This window comes from Clostridium estertheticum, from assembly GCF_011065935.2.
Classification (GTDB): Bacteria; Bacillota; Clostridia; order Clostridiales; family Clostridiaceae; genus Clostridium_AD; species Clostridium_AD estertheticum_A.
Genome location: NZ_JAAMNH020000001.1, coordinates 1,522,206 through 1,544,377 on the forward strand (window position 1 = coordinate 1,522,206; position 22,172 = coordinate 1,544,377).

Annotated in this window: 16 protein-coding genes; 13 read left to right on the forward strand and 3 right to left on the reverse strand. The window is 32.3% G+C overall.

What is annotated here, in order from left to right; all coding sequences use genetic code 11:
• Positions 1 to 27 precede the first annotated feature (27 nt).
• The 7 genes from G9F72_RS07030 to G9F72_RS07060 all read left to right on the forward strand — a co-directional run bounded on the left by G9F72_RS07030 (position 28) and on the right by G9F72_RS07060 (position 7,088).
• On the forward strand, positions 28 to 705 hold the full coding sequence (locus G9F72_RS07030; RefSeq protein ID WP_164956621.1) for a YczE/YyaS/YitT family protein: 678 nt from the start codon (positions 28 to 30) through the stop codon (positions 703 to 705).
• A gap of 146 nt (positions 706 to 851) precedes the next feature.
• Entirely contained in the window at positions 852 to 1,064 is a 213-nt protein-coding gene (locus G9F72_RS07035) for a hypothetical protein (RefSeq protein ID WP_164956622.1), read from the forward strand.
• 408 nt (positions 1,065 to 1,472) lie between these two features.
• Positions 1,473 to 2,894 (forward strand): amino acid permease, encoded by a 1,422-nt coding sequence (locus G9F72_RS07040; protein ID WP_164956623.1) that lies wholly within the window; start codon positions 1,473 to 1,475, stop codon positions 2,892 to 2,894.
• 177 nt (positions 2,895 to 3,071) lie between these two features.
• Entirely contained in the window at positions 3,072 to 3,848 is a 777-nt protein-coding gene (locus G9F72_RS07045) for an EFR1 family ferrodoxin (protein WP_164956624.1), read from the forward strand.
• A gap of 14 nt (positions 3,849 to 3,862) precedes the next feature.
• Positions 3,863 to 4,291 carry a MarR family winged helix-turn-helix transcriptional regulator gene (locus G9F72_RS07050; protein WP_164956625.1) on the forward strand — a complete coding sequence of 143 codons (429 nt, stop codon included), beginning with the start codon at positions 3,863 to 3,865 and terminating at the stop codon, positions 4,289 to 4,291.
• A gap of 52 nt (positions 4,292 to 4,343) precedes the next feature.
• Positions 4,344 to 5,378: a DUF362 domain-containing protein gene (locus G9F72_RS07055; RefSeq protein ID WP_164956626.1), complete on the forward strand. Its 1,035-nt coding sequence runs from the start codon at positions 4,344 to 4,346 to the stop codon at positions 5,376 to 5,378.
• Positions 5,379 to 5,546: 168 nt separating this feature from the next.
• Positions 5,547 to 7,088, forward strand: coding sequence for a diguanylate cyclase (locus G9F72_RS07060; RefSeq protein WP_164956627.1), 1,542 nt, complete (start codon positions 5,547 to 5,549; stop codon positions 7,086 to 7,088).
• Positions 7,089 to 7,148: 60 nt separating this feature from the next.
• Here G9F72_RS07060 and G9F72_RS07065 read toward each other — a convergent pair whose 3' ends face one another.
• Together G9F72_RS07065 and G9F72_RS07070 are read right to left on the reverse strand one after the other, a co-directional pair.
• Complete coding sequence (locus G9F72_RS07065; RefSeq protein ID WP_164956628.1) at positions 7,149 to 8,183, reverse strand: DUF3048 domain-containing protein; 1,035 nt, start codon at positions 8,181 to 8,183, stop codon at positions 7,149 to 7,151.
• A gap of 315 nt (positions 8,184 to 8,498) precedes the next feature.
• Entirely contained in the window at positions 8,499 to 13,700 is a 5,202-nt protein-coding gene (locus G9F72_RS07070) for a 5'-nucleotidase C-terminal domain-containing protein (RefSeq protein ID WP_224676006.1), read from the reverse strand.
• A gap of 347 nt (positions 13,701 to 14,047) precedes the next feature.
• On the opposite strand from G9F72_RS07070, the gene G9F72_RS07075 reads away from it, so the two are divergent.
• On the forward strand, positions 14,048 to 14,590 hold the full coding sequence (locus G9F72_RS07075; RefSeq protein ID WP_164956629.1) for a carbonic anhydrase: 543 nt from the start codon (positions 14,048 to 14,050) through the stop codon (positions 14,588 to 14,590).
• A 124-nt stretch (positions 14,591 to 14,714) separates the two neighbouring features.
• Positions 14,715 to 15,878 carry an AI-2E family transporter gene (locus G9F72_RS07080; RefSeq protein WP_164956630.1) on the forward strand — a complete coding sequence of 388 codons (1,164 nt, stop codon included), beginning with the start codon at positions 14,715 to 14,717 and terminating at the stop codon, positions 15,876 to 15,878.
• 104 nt (positions 15,879 to 15,982) lie between these two features.
• On the opposite strand, the gene G9F72_RS07085 is transcribed toward G9F72_RS07080, so the two are convergent.
• On the reverse strand, positions 15,983 to 16,471 hold the full coding sequence (locus G9F72_RS07085) for a C40 family peptidase (protein WP_164956631.1): 489 nt from the start codon (positions 16,469 to 16,471) through the stop codon (positions 15,983 to 15,985).
• A gap of 303 nt (positions 16,472 to 16,774) precedes the next feature.
• Here G9F72_RS07085 and G9F72_RS07090 point away from each other — a divergent pair, with 303 nt between their 5' ends.
• The 4 genes from G9F72_RS07090 to galT all read left to right on the forward strand — a co-directional run bounded on the left by G9F72_RS07090 (position 16,775) and on the right by galT (position 22,158).
• Positions 16,775 to 18,208: an amino acid permease gene (locus tag G9F72_RS07090; RefSeq protein ID WP_164956632.1), complete on the forward strand. Its 1,434-nt coding sequence runs from the start codon at positions 16,775 to 16,777 to the stop codon at positions 18,206 to 18,208.
• A gap of 228 nt (positions 18,209 to 18,436) precedes the next feature.
• Positions 18,437 to 19,600, forward strand: a complete 1,164-nt coding sequence (locus tag G9F72_RS07095; RefSeq protein ID WP_164956633.1) for a galactokinase — start codon at positions 18,437 to 18,439, stop codon at positions 19,598 to 19,600.
• A 33-nt stretch (positions 19,601 to 19,633) separates the two neighbouring features.
• Positions 19,634 to 20,626, forward strand: a complete 993-nt coding sequence (galE, locus tag G9F72_RS07100; protein ID WP_164956634.1) for a UDP-glucose 4-epimerase GalE — start codon at positions 19,634 to 19,636, stop codon at positions 20,624 to 20,626.
• Between the two features lie 11 nt (positions 20,627 to 20,637).
• Positions 20,638 to 22,158, forward strand: a complete 1,521-nt coding sequence (galT, locus tag G9F72_RS07105; protein ID WP_164956635.1) for a UDP-glucose--hexose-1-phosphate uridylyltransferase — start codon at positions 20,638 to 20,640, stop codon at positions 22,156 to 22,158.
• Positions 22,159 to 22,172 lie beyond the last annotated feature (14 nt).

Consider the following 22,172-nt stretch of genomic DNA (forward strand, 5'->3'; position numbering starts at 1 on the left):
TACGTTTAAATATTGGAGGTTTCTTGGATGAAAAAATCTTTATTAACTTTAGTAAGATTATTTGTAGGTCTTTTTCTATATGCAGTGGGTATAGTTTTAACTATTAATGCAAATCTAGGATTATCCCCTTGGGATGTTTTTCACCAAGGTATATCAAAACTTTCAGGGATTACAATGGGACAGGCAAGCATTATGGCTGGACTGGTGATTGTCATACTAGACTGGGTACTTGGGGAAAAAGTTGGACTGGGAACTATATTCAATATGTTGTTTATAGGTATCTTTATGGATTTATTGATGCTTAATCATCTGGTGCCTATTTTTAATAATATAATAGCAAGAGTAATAATGATGTTTCTTGGAATGTTTGTTATAGGGATTGCTAGTTATTTTTATATTAGTGCAGGACTCGGGTCTGGCCCTAGAGATGGATTAATGGTATCACTAACAAAAAAGACTCAAAAATCTGTTAGATTTATTAGAAATTGCATTGAGTTTACAGTATTGGTTGTTGGGTATTTTTTAGGGGGAACGGTAGGCTTTGGAACACTAATTATGGTAATTGGCGGAGGCTATTTTGTACAGTTTGCATTTAAGCTATTTAAATTTGATGTTAGAAAAGTTCAACATAAATTTATTGATGACTATGTAAAAATTATAAAAGAAAGGTTAGTAAATAAGAAAGAAGACTCTAGCATTAATTAACGTGTTATAAATTTATAAGAGGTAAATCTTTCGATGACAAGTGAGGGCAACAATTATTGGTGCTCTTTTTTGATTTAATATATATAGGGTGACACACAATTATAAATGCTAGTTAAACAACTATTTTTAGCATAAACTTGTATAATATGAAATCTCTTAGTAAAGTAATTCATATAGATAAAGATTTTCAAGCAGAAGGAGAAAAAATCAGATTAAGAACCTTCACAAAAGCTGCCACTTATGGAGACTTATACATGGTTTCAGATCTAGTACCTTTTGCCACTGAGGTTTCCATATTTATTGATGGGAAAGAATACAAAAACCTTCCATATGGTGCTGCAGGAGGGCAACAAAACTAGAGCACACCTCCAATTGGAGAGAGCAAGACTTATGTTAAGATTGTGGTTAAGAGTAGTGGGAAGGAATATAAAGTAGATATTCAGTAAGTATTAGTTGGATATATTCGACAAATAATGATATAATAATACTAATAATGACGCCTTACTTTGAGTTTTTGTTGGGCTTTTATACAATGATTATTTCAGAAAGAGAGGGTCATTATTTTTTTATTATAAAAATAACTTAAAACCTTGCTAAAGTTTTTGCATTAGCTCAAGGTGATATTGTATTTTTAGAATGAATTAGGCGAAAACGGAGAAACTATCATAGAGACTATTGTCATAGAGGCTAATAAAGTTGGGTTTTGGAGATGGCAAAGATTTAGCAAAGTGAAATAAATAGTTAGTATTAAAGGAGGATTTTTTTTAATGGCAGAAGATAATAAAAAATTAGGACTTGGGTTACTTGTGGCTTTGGGCATAGGTACTATGATTGCATCAGGTATTTTTAATAGCCCTACAGACCTAATAACAACAACAAATCCCATGGCAGTTCTCATTTCATGGGGTATTGGAGTTTTTGGCGTAATAATGATCGGATTGGTATTTTACATGCTTTCAAATAAAAGACCAGAATTAAAAGGTGGAATTTATTCCTATGCTAAAGAAGGGTTTGGTGATTTCGTAGGCTTTAATTCAGCTTGGGGGTACTTTACAAGTTCTTTTCTTGGAAACATTGCATTTATTATTTTAATTTTCAAGACTATTAATAGTTTAATTGGGGAAGGATATTCTATGCCTCCTATTTTAGCATTTGTACTTGCTTCAATTATTTTGTGGATATATTATTTTGTAATAAAAAGAGGTATAAGACAAGCTGGTATACTGAATTTAATAGTTACAATCGCTAAAGTTATACCACTATTTTTAGTAATTATTTTTGGATTTTCAGCTTTTAAAATAGGTATATTTAATGTGGCCAATTGGCAGACAATTTTAGCATCCAGTGGTGACACCGCTAGTTTAGGTAAACAGATAAGTGGAGCCATGGGAACAATTTTATGGTGCTTCGTAGGTGTAGAAGGTTTAGTAGTTTTGTCTCAAAGAGCAGAATCTCAAATATCCGTTGGCAAAGGAACAATAATTTCACTTATTATAACAGCAATACTTTATGTATCTATATCTATATTGTCAATGGGAATTATACCAGCTAAGGATTTAATTGCAGCACAAACACCACTGGCAGCCGTTTTAGCACAAACTGCATTGGGAAGTGCAGGTGCAATTATAGTTAAAGTTGGAATTTTAATTTCTGTCATGGGCGCTTTGCTTTGTTGGCTTTTGCTAACCACAGAAATTTTGTATATTCCGGCTGCTCAGGATGGGCTAATGCCTAAGTGGTTTAAAGTAAATAATGATAAAAACGTACCTATTAATGCTTTTATATTTTCAATGCTAGCAACACAAGTAGGAATGCTTGCTATGCTTTCACCAGCACTACAAAAGGCTTATTATGTTGCCACACATATAGGTACAACTAATATATTAATACCATACTTATTATCTTCTATGTTTGCATTCAAGGTATATCATAAAGAAAGTGGGCATTTTAAAGAAAAGCTTATAGCCATACTTGCAATCATATATTCAATTTATGTTATATATGCAGTAGGAATTGGATATTTAGGGCTTGCATCTATAATTTATGCTATTGGTATAGGTTTTTATTTAAGAGCCAAAAAAGAAAAAAATGAAGCTATTACTCATAGAGAAAAGGTAGCCATGATAGCAATGGTTATATTGGCAATAGTTATGACAGTAGCAGCAGTTACTGGTAAAATCAAAGTTTAACGATATTTCAGAAGGATTTTAATAGAATATGTATTTGAAAAATCAAATACGTTTTTTATTTTGATAACCACTTGACAGTGACAATGATTTACAATAATATTATATACAGTGGAATAGTTCCATATGGAACTATTCTATTTTTTTTGAAAAATAATAATAAATAGGAGTGTTTTTTCTATGAAGACAACAATTTACTATTTTAGTGGTACAGGAAATTCTTTAAAGGTAGCAAAGGATATTGTAGCTAAATTAAAAGATACAGAGATTATACAAATTTGCAAAAATACTGTGGTGAATAATTACGTAGCGGGGAATAAAATTGGGATTGTTTTTCCTGTATATTCTTTTGGAATGCCTCTTTTAGTTAAAGAGTTTATTGAAAGTGTTGAAATCCCTAAGGATGCATATGTTTTTACAATTGTGACCTTCGGAGCAGCAGCGGGTGCTGCCATTGACCAATTAGAAAAGCTATTAAATTATAAAGGCCTTGAGCTTTCAGCAGCATTTAAAATGAAAATGCCAGGAAATTATCAAGTAATGTATGCACCGTTCTCAGAGGAAAAACAAAAGAAGGACTTTAAAAATGAAGAAGGAAAAATCACTGAAATTGTTAGAAGTATAAATAATAATGAAATAATTAAATTTAGTGGAGTAGGCGAAAGCATAATGAAAGCTGTTGGTGGTATGCTTTATACTAGATTTAAACCTTATGAAAAAGATAAAAATTTCTGGACAGACGAGAAATGTAATGGTTGTGGTATATGTTCAAAGGTGTGTCCTGCTAATAATATAAAAATGATAGAGGAGAAACCGCAATGGCAACATAAGTGTGAGCAATGCGTTGCATGTATGCAGTGGTGTCCAAAAGAATCGATTCAATATAAAAAAGTTACAGTAAACAGAGGTCGGTATCATCATCCAGATGTAGTGGTCACGGAAATATTTCAGAAGTAGAAGGAAGTGTGATTATGTGTTATTCAGGCGGTTGCGCAGAAAAATTGATTTCACTGTTTAAATCTATTCAGGGGTGCTTAAAATCTATTTCACAAGAATTTGAACTAACAGTTCCTGAAATGATGATAATGCTAGAACTATATGAAAATAAAACAATGTCCCTTAATGAACTTAGTGAAAAGATAGAGTTTCCTAAAAGTTCGGTTTCAAGGATAGTAGATGGACTTGTAAATAGGGAATACGTTTCCCGGAAAATACCAGCGGAAAATAGAAGGATGGTTAATTTATCTATATCTACTAAGTGCTTAAAGTGCATTGATGTAGCTGGTATTAATGATAGATTTGACGATGTAGTTGTTGGGGGACTCGAACCAGAAAAGGCGGAGAGAATGATTTCAGGATTAGAGGAACTTAGCTCAATTTTAAACAAAGACAGGAAATAAAAATTTAATTTATTAAGAGAAAATTTTAAAGTATAGAGAGGTGGTTTTCTTGGTGAACAAGGTATATTTTAAAGCTATTGATTCATACTCCAAAACAGAAGAGATAAGTAATGCTGCCAGCGAACTTTTAAAAAAGCTTGTAGAAGAAGAAAGTATAAGTCTTGAAAAGTTCATACCCCTTAAAGTTCATTTTGGGGAAAAGGGAAATAAAACTTTTATAGGATCTAAAAATTTTGCTGGAATAATAAATTATTTAAAAGAAGAAAATGTAGATAGTGCATATATGGAGACTAATGTTCTCTATAGAGGAGAAAGAACTACAAAAGAAAAGCACTTAAAACTTGCTTTGGAACATGGTTTTACAGAGATTCCTATAATAATAGCGGATGGAGAACATGGTGAAGCTTATGAAGAAATTGAGATTAATAAAAAGAATTTTAATAAGTGTAAAATAGGAAAAGAAATTGCTAATAAAAAACAACTAATTGTTATTAGTCATTTTAAAGGACATGCACTTGCTGGGTTTGGTGGTGCTATAAAGCAACTTGGAATGGGCTGTGCATCAAGAGGTGGAAAACTTGCACAACATGCAAACTCTATACCTAAGATAAGCTCTTTTAAATGCAAAGCTTGCAATGCCTGTGCAAAAATATGTCCAGAGAATGCAATAACTGTGGATAAAAAAGCAAAAATCGATAAAGACAAATGTATTGGTTGTGCTTCCTGTATGACGATTTGTCCCTATGGTGCTATCTCTAATAGTTGGTTTGCATCAATTTCTAAGTCCTTTAATGAGCGGCTTGCAGAATATGCTTATGCGGCTGCAATTGATAAAAATAATATTTATATAACTTTTGCTTTTAATATAACTAGAAACTGCGATTGTGATGGACATAACATGAAACCAATAGTAGCTGATGTTGGGGTTTTTGCTTCTATTGATGCAGTAGCAATTGATAAGGCTTGTCTTGATGTGCTTGATAAAAACAATGGTAAAACTGTATTTAGAAGAGGAAGAGCTACTCTTGATTATGCAGAAAAGATAGGCTTAGGTAGTAAACAATATGAACTTGTTGAAATGAAATAATTAAAAAAATATTTAATGCGTTGGTAGATAGAATTAAGGTTCTTGAACAAACGCATTTTCTTTTGTTTAGGAATAGTCGGTGGTAAAGAAAATGATTTAGAGAATATTTAGAATTTGTTCGAATTATGGTATAATTTATATTATTAAGGGTAGAGAGGAAATAAATGCATGGATAAAAGTAGTTTGTTTGCAGCATTTTCATTAGTTTCTGTATTTATATATATGTATGTTGGAATTTACACATTTAGACAAAACATAAAATCAATTATTCATAGATTTTTTCTTCTATTATGTACAAGTTATGCAATTTGGTCTTTTGCTTATGCTTTTGCATATGTATCAAATGATAGATACGTTTTTGCTTTATGGAACAAGGTATCTGCCATTGGTTGGTGTAGTTTTAGTGCAATTTCACTATATTTAGTTCTTCTAATTACTGAAAGTAGAATAATAAAGAAAAGGATAGCTAGAGTTTTGATATTTTCTCCAGCAGTTTTATTTTTATATATGTCAGTATTTCTATTTGGAGAGGGTATAAAAACTTCAATACTTGTAAGTAAATTTTTTTATATTGGTGATTTTTTATACAATTTTACGTTTTTACTCCTTAGTATAATAGTTTTGTTTATTTGGGGATTAAGAACTGATAGTAAAAGGATAAAAAAACAATCAAAGATATTAGTATTGTCAAGCATAATTCCATTTTGTCTAAATCTATTAACTCAAACAATAATACCCATATTTGGGCTTGTAAATTTCCCTTATATGGGACAATTGTATTCTGTTATTATGATTATAGGAATTTATATAGTAATTACAAAATATAAGTTTTTAAGGCTTCCAGAAAAGTTCTTATTAGAGGAAATTGGAAACAAAATAATTGAGATGGTTATATTACTAGATGAAAAGTCTGAGATTATAAAAGTTTCTAAGCATACTTTAAATTTGTTGAATTTTGAAAAGGATGAACTACTTAGTAAAAATATTAGTTGTTTATTTGATAGAAATGATAAGAAAAAAATTGACTTAGTAAATATTAAGAAACAGGAAAAAAAGTATAATGATATAGAAATACTAAGTAAGTATGGCGAAAAGATTCCAACTAACATAACTTATATACCTATTTTTGATAATGAAATTCATGATTTTATAGGAGCAGTTCTTGTTATACAGGATATTAGTATAGAATATGAATTGAGAAGGAAGAATGAAGAACTGCAGGAGAAAACTATTAGAGATGGTTTGACTAAACTATATAATCATCAATATTCAGTAGAAATAATTAAATGTGAAATAAATAAACTTAATGTAGATATAAATAAAAAAGAATTGTCACTGTTGATGCTTGATATTGATTTTTTTAAAAATGTTAACGATACATATGGTCATTTATTTGGAGATTATGTTCTTGAAACTGTATCAAATATTTTAGTTACTAATGTTAATGATAAAGGATATGTTGGAAGGTTTGGAGGAGAAGAATTTATAATAATACTTCCGCAAATAGGAATTGATGAAGCTTTTGGTATAGGTGAAAAAATAAGGAATGAAATTGAAAAATATAAATTTAATAAGGGTTTAAAAATAACAATAAGTATAGGAATAAAGCAATATAGAGATGAATCCTCTGTGCAATTGGTTAAAAATGCTGATGATCTATTATATAAAGCTAAAGAAAATGGAAGAAATCGAATAGAATATAAAAACTAGCAGCTAAAATAGGTTGCTAGTTTTTTAGATTAATTCAAAGGTATCCACTAGTCCTGTAATTTATTTAATATCTATTTTACTACTCTTATCTACAATATTCCACCAAGTTTTTCCAGGATTCAGTGGCAATTCATTACCTTGTTCATCAGTCAGCAGGGTTTGCGAAACTACATTTTTCTTAGACCAGTGCATTTTAACAAACTTGCCATTGCTAATAACATAACCATCTCCCGTGCCAACAAGAGCAATGTCTAAATGAAGACCATCCGCTTGTGTTTTAATGGAAGTGATTTGCACCACTATATTTTTAAAGGCTAAAGGAAGCTTATCCTCTTTATTAGTTGAAGATACTCCATCCATGCTTTTAAAGTAAAGGCCATCTTTATAGGTATAACTAGTGTTGTAAAGGTTATTTATTTTTAAAAATACATTTGTAGCTGGGGAAAATTTATTGCTATCCCAATAGCTCTTGTCAAATTTCAATTTTACAGTGGGGGCTTTTATAAATTTTTTTGTTTTAACAAGCTCTCTTAATTTATCTGTAGAAGTATAAAGGTTATGAGGAGCTTTCCTCAGGTTATCTCTCCAATAAGTAGAAGCGTACTTCATTTCATTCATACTCATTAAGTTTTCATTCTTTATTTCGTCAAGAGCCTCTTCGCTTCCTCCACAATGAGCAAAAGGAAGGTTATATTCTTTTGAAATATCTAAGAAATAAGACCTGGCGCTTCTAATTGGTCCAATCTTTTGCGCATCGCCGCTTTGAAATAATGCAATGAATCTAGGCGTACCGCCTTCAGCCAAGGTTTCATAAACTATATCCGCAGCGTTTATTCCAGATTGAGGTCTTGCAGTTTGGGAATTTTCTACTATGGCAAGCACAGCAATATTATCTAATATTTCTTTTTTTACTTCTTCACCTGTATAGGGAGCAAAGTATTTTTGCGGGGTCTTTATAGGGGCCTCTGTTTTTGCAGGTGTTAATGGGCTAGGAGTAGGAGTAATAATAGGTTTAACTTTTTTGATACAGCCCTCTGCAATAAAGCACATTGAAATAATTATACAAAATAATAATAACTTAGACTTATTTTTCAAATTAAACATCTCCTTAACGAATTCAAAAATAGGAAGTGTGTTACTTCTTGTTCCACTTCGGAATTGCTACAACTGGAAAAACGTGCTGACATTCTTTCCTCTATTTTAAACTATTCTAATTATGGTGTATATAGTATTATATTAACTTTAAAATATAAGAAATAGTTAATAAATTTTTAGTTCAAGGGTTATGAATTATTTTATAGTCATAAAGTTTTAAAATTAAAACTCATAATAAAAAAGATATAAAACCAGTAATAATTACTGATTTTATATCTTTTTTTATTATTTATGGCTTACAGTATGCTAGAATTACTATTTTGCGTTAATCCAGTTTACATACTCTATAAGAACATCTGCTACATGTTCATCTACGCCCTTACCCTTTTGTGCTAATAACTCATTTGTAAATGCTGTTGTATTTCCCTTTGATAACTTAGTATATAGGCTGTTATAATTACCCTTATTCTTAAACAATCCTTGATCATAGAAGCTTTCAAGCAAACCAATTGTGGTTTTAAGTGTGGCTGTTATAGTGAAATTTAGTTCCTTGATAGCTATATTTCCTGCTTTATCTACTGCAGTAGCAACTATTTGATGACTTCCAAAAGCAAGTGTTTCAAGGTGTACAACTTGATTGTTACTTATTTTAACACTATCCAATGTTGTTGCTAGCTTATCTAAGCCAGAATTATTATCTTCTGCTATGACTATAATGTTAAGTGTGTTTGTTCTTTCGTACGCCTCGCCATTTTCAACGCCAGTAATTGTTATAATTGGAGCTGTCTTATCAATAACTATTACTTCACAAGTAGCTGTAAAGCCTCCATCAGTTGTTATTACTGTTATTATTGTTTTTCCTTCATTAACTGCCTTTACTACTCCATCAGCATCTACTGTTGCAACTAATGGATTGCTTGAATTAAAGTTTACATTCTTATTTGTTGCATTAGCTGGTGTTACAGTTGCTATTAAATTTAAGGTCTCAGTATTTTTTATTGAAGCAGTTGTTTTATCAAGACTAACTCCTGTTACATCAACTTGTTGTTGTATTGGTGATACTGTTATCTTCCAGTTGTTTGTTGAAGATGGTGTTATTGTTCCATGGTCTTGAACGTATTTCATCATTAAACTTCTAACTTGACCATCATCACCAAGCGCTTTAGCTGAATCATAAGTAACTAAACGTAGATCAGTGTTACTTATTCCAGCAGCAGCCATGAATCCTCCGCCACCATTGTATCTGTAGTTGTTTATTGCAACTGTAAATACATCTGAATCCTTAACTAATTGTCCGTTAAACTTTAGGTTCTTTATTCTATTTCCAGATGCAATTTGTTTAGTAACTGGGTCAATTGTTCCTGCTGGCTCTGTTAAGTCAATATCATAACTTGCTCCGTATAATTGGTCTAAGTTATAATCTGCTATATTTAATGCAGGATCTTTAACTATTGGATCTGTTGAGTTAGATACTTGTTTGTAGTATCTAACTGTATATTCCATCCAATCCTTTATTTGTTTTCCATTCATATTTACTCCATAAAGGAAGTTTTCGTATACATAAACGCCCATAATATCTTTAATAGTTATATTTCCACTTGGAATATAAGCTGATAAACTTAGTGGAGCTGCAATTGAAAGTTGTGTTCCAGCTGCACTCGCCTGAACTTTGTTTATTAACTCCATTATTTCTGTTGGTTCAGTAATTTGCTTATTGCCTTTATATTCTCCAGTAGATTGACCAAGTACTGTTGCTGTATACTCTAATGTCTTAGCTTGATATGGTGCAATTAGAGCGGCTATAGCGGGATCTTCTGCTATAGTACTACCCATAGTTACATTTTTAGTAGTTAATCCTGTAACCGTTCCTGTTGCATCAACAGCTATATCAATTTGTGATACCTTTTGTCCCCATTTACCTGGCTCTAATATTGGTACTATTTTTCCTTCTGGATTTTTAAGTGTTAAATCATTTAAAGTACTGTGTGCATGCCCTGCAACTATAACATCTATTCCACTTACTTGAGTTGCCAATGCCTTAGCTTGATTTTCAGGAATAACATCTGCTGCACCTTCTTCTCCAGTGTGTGCAGATACTACTACAACGTCTGCTCCAGCTGCTTTTATTATTGGAACCCATTTTCTGGCTTCGTCAACTAAATCATTAAAATGTAAATCGGCATAATGAGCTGGGTCTTCCCAACTAGGTATAGTTTTTGTTGTTAGTCCAAGTACTGCTACTTTAATTGTTTTACCATTAATAACAAAGGGTTTAATAATATATGGTTCAACAAAATTTGTACCATCAGTCTTGTAAGTATTAGCTGACAACATATGAATATTTTTTGCTTTTCCATCTGCAATTATTCTATTTAATGTATCTAATCCATAGTTAAATTCATGATTTCCAAGTGTCCATGTATCATAGCCCATTTCGCCCATGACAGCTGACATTGGGTAAACTGTAGCTTTATCTATCATATTATAGTAATAAACAAGTGGAGTGCCTTGAATAGTATCTCCATTATCTATTAGCATAACATTTGAATTAGCTGCTCTTAAACTCTTAACATAAGTTGAGACCTTTGCAAGGCCTTGTCCAGTAGAAGGTGCTGCATTTGTTCCATAATCAAAATTTAGTACATTTCCATGTATATCTGAAGTTGCCACTACTGAGATAGTTGTGCCTGCTCCAGGTGGTACTGTTCCTACCTTAACTACATCAGCTGAACTTCCAACTGATAATTCTAAAGTAGTAGTATACCTTGTTACAGCTGCTGTTACATCAGCGATATCTCCTATTGCGAGTCCAGCTACAATAGGCATAGCATATACATTTACGCTTCCTGTTGAATCTTCAATAAATGAAGCACCTGCATTATCTATGCTTGTGAATTTAACATTTTTAAGTATAATTAATTGTCCTTGTAATGCGTCACTAATATCACTTATTTTAACTTGTTTAGGGGTAACTACATTTCCTGTACTTACTATTAGTACACCAGAAGCAGAAGTTGGTGTTACTTCTAATAACCCATTAAATACTGATAAATTTCCCGTAACTGTTATACTATCTCCCTTTTTAGCAGTAAAACCAGCTGAATTATATACGCAAATTCCTGCTGTAGGATTAACTCCATTATCCTGCATCCAAACATTTTTGCCAGCAACTGATGTTACAGTTCCGGTAAGTATAACTGCTGTTTTATCTGTAGTTCTAGCTTCTGCTATAGTCATTACTACAGGAGCTACTACTTGCATTTGATTGTCTACTCTGTTATTCATTACAACTGTTATTTTCCCTTTAGCTCTAACATCGGCATTTAAAGCATCTCTTACAGTATAATGTGAATCTTCTAAGCTAGCTACTATGGATGGAACTAAAAATCCTGTAAAAGTGTCTCCGCCAGTAGCTACGAAATCTGGAGCATTTACTTTTAGTATATCCGTATCTTTAACGACTGTGCTGTCGCTTTCTCTTATTATACTAAGAACTCTTTGACCAAGTACTTCTGGTGTTGTAATTGTTACTCCATCAGCTGCGAGTACTGCAGGTTTATATGATGGTTTCGAGGAATCGTATGCAAATTTAACTCCAGAAATTTGTATTCCTTTACCATTAGTTTGAACGGCTTGCTCAAAAATGTATTTAAGCTGTGCACCTGTCATGGTTGCAGTACAAACTGTATTATCGAAAGGCATAATGTTAAATATTGTTCCAACAGTTATATTGCCTGCAGGAATTGGACTTAATCTAATACCTCCATTATTTACCATGCCTACTTCTGCAGGTGATGCTGGATAGTTCTTTACAACATCTGCCATCCAATTTCCTAGTTGTGATTCTCCATAAGGTGAGTCTGCTTGAACACTTGTATAAGCTACCATATCATTTCCAATAACTTCATTAAATATTGGAAGTAATGCTGCACTTGCATCATCTACTATTTTTTTGCAAGTAGGATCTGTTGGTGAATCTACTGTAGTTGTAAGTGCTTTCCAATTTTGACCTTTGGCCGAGAAACCAACTATTTTATTTGTTGGGTCTACTGTAATCTTTAGATCAATATAGCCTTTTCCAGTGGATGCTGCATCTAATGTTGGAACAGCTTTGCCAGTTGCATCAACATTTACTATATCTGCAGCAGTATGATCATGTCCACCAAACACTGCATCTATTCCTGATAATTTGTTAACTATAGCATTTAGTGATGAGCCTCCATCATGTATATCTGCTAATACTATGTCAGCCAAATTATTAGTTCTAATATCTGCTGCAACGGCATTAATTTCTGTAGCTGGATCTCTAAAATTAAAAGGAGATACTAAAGCCGGCATGATGATAGTTGGAGCATCTTTAAGTATAGCGCCAATAACTGCTATCCTAACGCCATCCTTAGTAATTATTTTATATGCTGGATATGGTCTATTATTAGTTCCTTTTTCATACATGTTAGCACAAACAATACTATAATTTGCATTAATCATAGTTTCAGTATTAATTACATTAAGTCCCCAATCAAATTCATGATTGCCTAGAGCTGTAACTTCCATTCCTATGTTGCTCATTACCTGTTGAACTGGAACTCCATGTAATACGTTTGATACTGGTGTTCCTTGATATAAATCCCCTCCACCAATGATGAGTGTTCTATCTGGGTTTGCAGCTTTTACATCTTTAACCACTTTTGCAAGCGCCGCTCCTACAGGTTTTGTATTAGTAGAATCTAAAAGCTGTCCATGAAAATCTGTAATTTCTACTATATCAAATGTTTTATTTGCGGGTGGTGCGTTAGCAGTAACTGTTACTACGCATAATGATGATCTTATATTTCCATCAACGCTTGTAGCTGCAATTTCCGTGGTTCCTAAAGCAACACCTGTAACTATTCCATTAGCTACTGTTGCTACAGCATTATCGCTAGAAGACCAGATAACGGCTTTATTTGTAGCATTATTTGGAGATATAATTGCTACTACTGGAGAGGTTTTTCCAATTCCTAGGTCTAATGTAGCCTTGTCTAACGTGACTGTGGTAACGGTTACATTGACGGTAGAAGCTACATTTTGTATTGCAGTTGTGTTCTTTAAACCTGGATGTGTAGAAAAGTAATTAATTAAACCACCGGTAGCTTTAACTAATGTACCTTTAACAGTTGGATTAGTTAATAAACCATAATTTGCCCTAAGGGAAGTTGGCGTTGCTGGAAGTTGAATATATAATATTTTGGTTAGATCTGTTTCATTGATAGTATCAGCTATTGCAATAGCGGTATCACCAGTAAAACCAGCCGTCAACATTCCTGTAATACTAATAGGCTGTCCAACTATATACCCCTGAACTGTTGCAATGCTACTATTCTGAATTGCATATGCCTGAGCTACTGTATATGGACTATCTACTGTTCCAGTACCATCTGCTGCCTTTACAACTTGAGCTCCAATAAGCCCACTAAAATTAAATAATAATAAAGCTAATGACATTATCCAACTTAGTATCTTTTTTTGTTTTACCATAAACATTGTTCCCCCCTAAAATAATTTTTTAAAACTAATAATAAAAAAATTTTATTAAAGTAAGGCTATATCTCCTCCTTTATTTTGTTTATTAATTTTATTGTGTAGTGTGTAACATATATTATGCTGGTAATCACATTATATGTAAATAAGTGTAATTTTATTTCTAATAAATAAATCAAATAAAATGCCAACAATATTTAAAGAGGAGTAAAGTGTAACTCTTTCTAAAATGGATCATTTGATATGGGTTTATACGAGAAGAATTTATTCGCTTATGATATAATAATAAATACATCAAAACTGAGAATAAAGAAAAGATAAAACTTAAGGAGATAAATAACATTATGGATAGATTAATAAAAATTAATACTAAAGAGGATATATTTGCAGAATATAAAAATACACCTATAAGTGTTTTATTAGAATATCATAACTTGAGCGCTTCTTATTCTGCTGTAAGTAGTCCACAGATGTTAATAGGAATGTGTATGGATAACAGAAAATATCTTCATATACCAGATAATTTTGCATATATCATTCGCTCTGGTGGAGGAACTCTGCGATTTAGTGAATTTAAGGTTTCTTATACAATAGCAATAGGAGGAATTAAAACTATTGCACTTATAGCTCACAATCATTGCGGAATGGTTAATCTTATGTCCAAAAGGGAGCAGTTTATTCAAGGGCTTGTTGATATAGTTGGGTGGGAAAGACAAAGAGCAGAAGACCATTTTATGAATTTTGCTCCAATGTTTGAGATTGGTAATGAGATAGAGTTTGTTTTAGAAGAGGCTAAGAGACTAAGAAATAAATATCCTAATATTTTGATAGCGCCACTCTATTATAATCTAGACGACAATCTCTTATATCTGATTAAAGAGGATTAAAGTGTTCAATTAAGCAAAGGAGTTATTTTAATTTTAACCCTTACCTTGCTATTGGATGTATTATAATGTAAAGTAATATGATAGACAATTTTAAAAGCGAGCTAGTTTGGAAGGGTAGGGCAAAATGAGAATAGATAAAAAATTATTGGAATACTGCTTATATGCTACGGGGACAGTACTTTTAATTTATATGGGAATAATAATTGTTAATAATATAGGTAGTATATTTTCACTGTTATCAAGTACATTAGGTCGGATCATTGGACTTGTTAAACCGTTACTTATAGCATTAGTAATTGTATACTTATTGAAACCAGGTGTGAAAAGCATTGAAAATTTCTTGGAAAAGAGAAAAATATTTAAAAAGGTAAATGTAAGAAGGACTGTGGGAATCTTAGGAGTTTATACATTAGTAGTTGCAGTTTTTGTAGGGATTATTAGTGGAATATATATTATGGTTGGAGGGAAACTTTCCAATAATATAACTATAACAAATATGACAGAATACCTAACTAATTATTTAAAGCACTCAACCTTGTCAGTTAGTGCTATTAGCGAAAAATTACAAAGTTTGAATATATTAGGTGGAAATTTAAATGAAAAAATTGCTCAAATTGTAAGCTATGTGCAATCATATTTTTCTACAAGTATTGAAACTATGACAAATTCTATTGTATCTATAGGCGGCAATATAGCTTCATTTTTGATAGCTATAGTATTAAGTATTTATTTATTGAAGGACTATGAGTATTTTATAGGTTTATGGAATAAAATTTTTAATCTTATTTTTGGAAAAAGTCGTGTAGGAAATACATTTAAAGAAGTATTAGGTACTATGGATGATACATTTTACAAATATATAAGAGGTCAATTACTAGAAGCTTGCGTTGTTGGAGTTTTATCTGGTGTGGTACTGTATTTTATTGGAATAGACTATGCTTTTATAATAGGAATTATTGCAGGTATTTGTAATATGATACCCTATATAGGGCCTATTGTTGGAACTATTCTTGCAGTAATTATGGCACTACTAAGTGGACAACCTATTACAGCATTATGGGCAACCATTGGAATGATTGTAGTTCAACAAGTTGATAATAACTTGCTTGCACCCAAAATTGTGGGAGATAGCGTGGGACTTCATCCCGTATTCACAATGCTTGCCATTATTATGGGTGGAAGTTTAGGTGGACTTGTAGGGATGCTTATAGCGGTACCTGTCGCTGCTTCTTTGAAGATAGTACTAAGTAGATGGTATACTTCTCACATGGAGCGAACAACTACTTAGTGAAATAGTAATCAGGAAAAATTTATATATGATGAGAAAGGGCAACTGCACAGTTAGATATGCAGTTGCCCTTTAATTTTTGATTATTATTATTATTATTATTATTAAATTATTCTTCTGGCTGTATTATAATTTGGCATATATTTTAGTTCTGCAATTTTAACACTTGAACCTGGTTTAGGTGAATGTATAAACATTCCATCTCCGACGTACATACCAACATGACTTATTGCCGCACCAAAGAAAACCAAATCGCCTACACGTAAGTTAGCTTTACTAACCACTGTGCCTTTTGATGTTTGATCTTTAGCTGTGCGAGGCAATGTTATGTCGAATTGACTATAAACATACTTAGTGAAACCTGAGCAATCAAATCCAGCTTTAGTAGTTCCACCACTTTTATAGGGTATACCAGTGAGTTTTTTTGCGTAGGCCACAATAGTAGCACCTGTAAGCTCAGTTTGTTTTGCAGATGATGCAACACCTGTTCCCAATATAGCTCCCTTAGCTTGTACGTTAGCACTGTTTATACTTATTGATCCTGCAACTAATAATGCAAGAGCAAATGATGTAACTCTTTTAACCTTTTTCATCCATAGTCCCCCCCATGTTTAAAAACTGTAAACGTTTCCTAATTGTAGTATTCTACATGAATATGTAAAATCTTTCTATAAAACAAACATTAATGTAATTATACTGTGTTACATAGGAAAGTCAATAGGTTTTGAAAAAATAGTTACGAAATAGTTACAAATAATAATGGATTAGTAAATAAAGTGGCTAGGTGAATGGTGCATTAGATAAGAAAAAGGGATATAATAAGCTAGTAGGAAAATTATTCTTATTATATCTAAAATGGATTATTATAATCTTATTAAAAATTAAGGAGTGAAATTATGAACAGCACGAAAAAACTTGGTTTATGGACCTTGGTAATGTTAATTTTTGTTCCAACCTTTGGGTTTGGAAATATTGCGTCAAATGCAGTGTCACTTGGACCTGCAGCAATTCCATCATGGCTTATAGTCTCCCTATTATTCTTTTTACCACTATCAATAATGATAGCGGAGCTGGCTTCTGCTAATAAAGATAAGGAGGGAGGGTTATACACCTGGATAGAATGTTCAATTGGGCCAAAATGGGCATTTATAGGTACTTGGTCATACTTCGTTGCAAATTTATTCTATTTGCAAATGGTGTTCACAAGAATACCTGTTATGGTATCCTGGACTATTTTTGGCGAAAATAGATTTAATGATACAAACGCGTATTTGTTGCCTTGGATAGGATTGGGACTAGCTATAGCCTTAACTTATATAGCTACAACCGGAGTTAAGAGGTTTTCAAAAATCAGTGATTTAGGTGGAAAATTAACGTTAGCTGTTACAGTTATATTTATATTGTTTGCTGTTGTAGGAGTATTAGTTGGAAAACAACCATCAGCTACAGCATTCACTGCAGGATCAGTTATTCCGAAATTTGATGCCGATTATTTTTCAACCTTCTCATGGTTGATTCTAGCTGTTGCAGGAGCTGAGGTGGCAGGAACATATATTAAAGATGTTGAGAATCCTAAAAAGGTTTTCCCAAAAGCCGTTATTTTAGCGACTATGTTTATAGCTGGAGCATATGTACTAGGATCCCTTGCAATATGCTTAGTTGCATCACCTGACTTAATAACCAAAGCTGGTGTTAAAGATGCAGGTTATGTTGTTTATAAGATATTAGCAGAAAACTGGGGTTTAAATGGTAAAATATTTGTTCAAATATATGCACTAATTTTAACAATATCATCTATAGCCGCATACGTGGTTTGGTTAGAATCTCCAATTAGAGCGATGTTCTCAGAGGTCCCTGATGGTACCTTCCCTAAATTCTTAACTAAGAAACGTGAAGATGGAACATTGGTAAATGCACTTTGGGTTCAGTGTGGAGTACTATTAGTATTAATAATAGTGCCACTAGCAGGACTTAACTCCATAGATGATTTTTTCAATCTACTGACTACCTTATCAGCTCTATCCCTTGCAATACCTTATATTGTTCTTGCAGCTGCATATTTAACATTTAGACTTAAAGGTAACGTACCTCCGTTTGTAATGTTAAAATCAAAAGTAGCAGTAGTGATAGCTTCAACTGTTGTTTTCATCCTAGGTGTATTAGCCTTCTTTGGAGCAGGGTGGGGAGACATTGCTGGATCTAAGAGCTTTTCAGAGGCTATAGTTCCAATATTAAAGAACTATGGCGGACCAGTAGGATTTATAATTTTTGGTTTCTTTATAACATATTTAACAAAAATGTTTAGTAAGAGTGATATTAAAAATAATTAACCAACTTAATAAATATTTTAAATAAGGCATTTGATTAAACAAATGCCTTATTTTTTTAAAAAATTTTCTAGTATTTTCAAAACTTGGTCTAGCAGCTTTTCATGAGAAATAGTTGTAGCAATATTTAGATATAATTATTTTACTAAAAACATTGAAGTTTTACTAAAAAAATGATAAGCTACAAATATAAAGGTTTACAAATATTGATATTTAAAGGAGCTGAATTATATGATTGAAAAGTTAAAAGATATGTTTAAAAGAGTTTATGATGCAGAGGTAGAAAAGGTTTTTTTTGCTCCAGGGAGGGTTAATTTGATAGGGGAGCATACAGATTATAACGGAGGCAATGTTTTTCCTTGTGCATTAACGTTTGGTACTTATGCACTAATTAAAGTGAGAACTGATAAAAAAATAAGATTTTATTCAGAGAATTTTGAAGCTCTAGGAATAATTGAAGTGAATATAGATGAGATAGAATATGACTGTAAGCATGATTGGGCAAACTATCCAAAGGGAGTAATTTGGGCTTTTGAGAACAAGGGTATGAAAATAGATAGTGGATTTGATATATTATTTTATGGAAATATCCCAAATGGTGCAGGATTATCTTCTTCAGCATCTATTGAAGTAGTTACAGGTGTAGTTTTAAGGGATTTATACAATTTTCCTATTAATATGGTTGATATTGCAGAGCGAAGTCAAGAAGCTGAAAATCAATTTATAGGTGTTAATTGTGGCATTATGGATCAGTTCGCTATAGCAATGGGTAAAAAAGATTGCGCAATACTTTTGGATACAAACACATTAAAATATGAATATGCGAGCATAAAACTTAATGGGGCATCTATAGTAATAGCAAACACCAATAAAAGAAGAGGGCTTGCTGATTCTAAATACAATGAAAGAAGAACAGAATGTGAAACAGCTCTTGTGAATTTACAAACTGTGCTAAAGATAAATTCTCTTTGTGAACTAAATGAAGAAGAATTTGAAGAAAATAGACATCTTATAAAAGATGAAGTTTGTGCAAAAAGGGCAAAGCATGCTATTTATGAAAATCAAAGAACTTTAAAGGCAGTAAAAGCTCTCGAAAATAGTGATATAGAGTTATTTGGAAAGTTAATGAATAAGTCTCATATATCACTAAGAGATGATTATGAGGTTACAGGCATAGAACTCGATACATTAGTTGAAATTGCTTGGAAAAGACCAGGAGTTATAGGATCAAGAATGACCGGTGCAGGCTTTGGGGGGTGCACAGTAAGTATAGTTAAAGATGAATTTGTAGATGATTTTATTAAAAATGTAGGAGTGGAATATAAAAGCAAGATAGGCTACGCGGCAGTGTTTTATGTAGCTCAAATAGGTGATGGTGCAAGAAAAATCTACTAAATATTAAAAAAAAATAATATAGGAGATGATGGAATGAGTATATTAGTATGTGGTGGAGCAGGATATATAGGTTCACATTGTGTGTATGAATTAGTTGAAAGAGGAGAAGAGGTTATAGTAGTTGACAATCTTCAAACCGGACACCAAGGTGCAATACATCCAAAGGCGAAATTTTATGAGGGTGACATAAGAAACTTTGCTTTTATGGATAGTGTATTTAAAGAAAATAGTGTGGAAGGAGTAATACATTTTGCTGCGAGTTCTCTTGTGGGAGAAAGTATGGAAAATCCACTAAAGTATTATAACAATAATATGCATGGTACTGAAGTACTTCTGAAAGCTATGGTGGAAAATGATGTTAAAAAGATAATATTCTCATCAACAGCTGCAGTATATGGTGAGCCAGATAGAGTACCTATTGAAGAAACTGATAAGACGGAGCCAACTAACACTTATGGAGAAACAAAACTCGCCATGGAAAAAATGATGAAGTGGTCAGATAAGGCTTATGGATTAAAATATATTGCACTTAGATATTTCAATGTGGCAGGAGCGAGTGAAAATGGATTAATAGGTGAAGATCATAGGCCAGAAACTCATCTTATTCCCTTAGTACTAGAGGTTCCACTAGGAAAAAGAGAAAAAATATCAATATTTGGTGAAGACTATGATACAAAAGATGGAACATGTATAAGAGATTATATATATGTAAAAGACCTTATAAATGCTCATATATTGGCTTTTAACAAGCTTAGAGATGGATATCACAGCGATGTGTTTAATTTAGGAAATGGATTTGGATTTAGCGTAAAGGAAATAATAGAGGCAGCGAAAACTGTTACAGGTAAAGATATAAAAGCTGAGCTATGTATGCGAAGAGCCGGAGATCCCGCGGTGCTTATAGCTTCAAGTATGAAAGCTAAAGAAATTTTAGGCTGGGAACCTAAAGTTAAAGATATAGAAACTATAATAGGTTCTGCTTGGAATTTTCATAAGAACAATATAAATGGATTCGAGGATAAATAAGGGGTGGTAGCATGGCAGTAAATATTTCTATAGAGGTTCAAAAGCTACTTTATTATGCACTAAGGAAGCAGTTAATAGAAACAGAGGATATAATATATACAAAAAACAGGCTTTTAGAAGCACTATCACTAGATGAAATTGAAAATGTGAACATTGAAGATGAAAATTATGGAATACAAGGAGTTTTAGATAATATAACTGATTGGGCTTATGAAAATGAAAAAATAGAAGACAAAGGTATAGTTACCAGAGATTTATTTGATACAAAAATAATGGCTTGTTTAATAGGAAGACCATCAGAAATAATAAGAGAATTTAAAATACGCTATAATGAAAGTCCAAGTAGTGCAACGGATTACTTTTATGGATTGTCAATTGATTCGAATTATATAAGATGGGAAAGAATACAAAAGGATTTAAAGTGGAAATGCTCCACAGAGTATGGTTATATTGATATTACTATTAATTTATCTAAACCTGAAAAGGATCCGAAGGCCATTGCAATGGCTAAGAATTTAAAGACAAGTGGCTATCCAACCTGTCTACTTTGCAAAGAAAATGAGGGCTATGCAGGTAGAATAAACCACCCAGCTAGAGGCAATCACAGGATTATACCAGTTGAATTAAACGGTGAAAAATGGTTTTTACAATATTCTCCTTACGTTTACTATAATGAACATTGTATAGTGATTAAGGGTGAACATGAGCCTATGAAAATATGCAAAGAGACTTTTACGAGGCTACTAGATTTTGTTGCGCAATATCCAGATTATATTGTAGGCTCTAATGCAGACCTTCCCATAGTTGGAGGCTCAATATTAAGTCATGATCATTTCCAAGGTGGAAACTATGAATTTGCTATGGCAAAGGCAAAGGTTGAGAAAGAATTTGTAGTGGATGGTTTTGAGGGAGCAACTATTGGTAGAGTTAAATGGCCTATGAGTGTTGTTAGAATAAGGGGTTATGATAGTGAAACCTTGGTTAATTTAGCCTATCACATTTTAAATAGTTGGAAGAATTATTCTGATGAAAGTGCAGAGATAATAGCATTTACTCAGGGTGTGCCACATAACACAATAACACCTATAGCTAGAAGACGAGGTGATGCTTATGAGATAGATCTAGTTCTAAGAAATAATAGAACATCCCAGCAGCATCCAGATGGAATTTTCCATCCACATGAAGAATTGCATCATATAAAGAAAGAAAATATTGGGCTTATTGAGGTTATGGGACTTGCAGTACTACCATCAAGACTAAAAACAGAGATAAAAGAACTTAGTTATTATTTAATAAATAAAAATAAAATTAATGATTTGGACAATTGCGAGGAGCTTGTGAAACATAAAAAATGGGCATTGCAATTAGTTCAAAAATATTCAGATATAAATGAAACAAATGTAGATGAAATACTAAAAAGTGAAATAGGTATGATATTTTCAGAGGTTCTAGAACATTCGGGGGTATTTAAAAGGGATGGAAGTGGAATACGAGCTTTTAATAAATTTATAAATAGTCTATATAAAAAATAAGTGAGTGTGAAAAT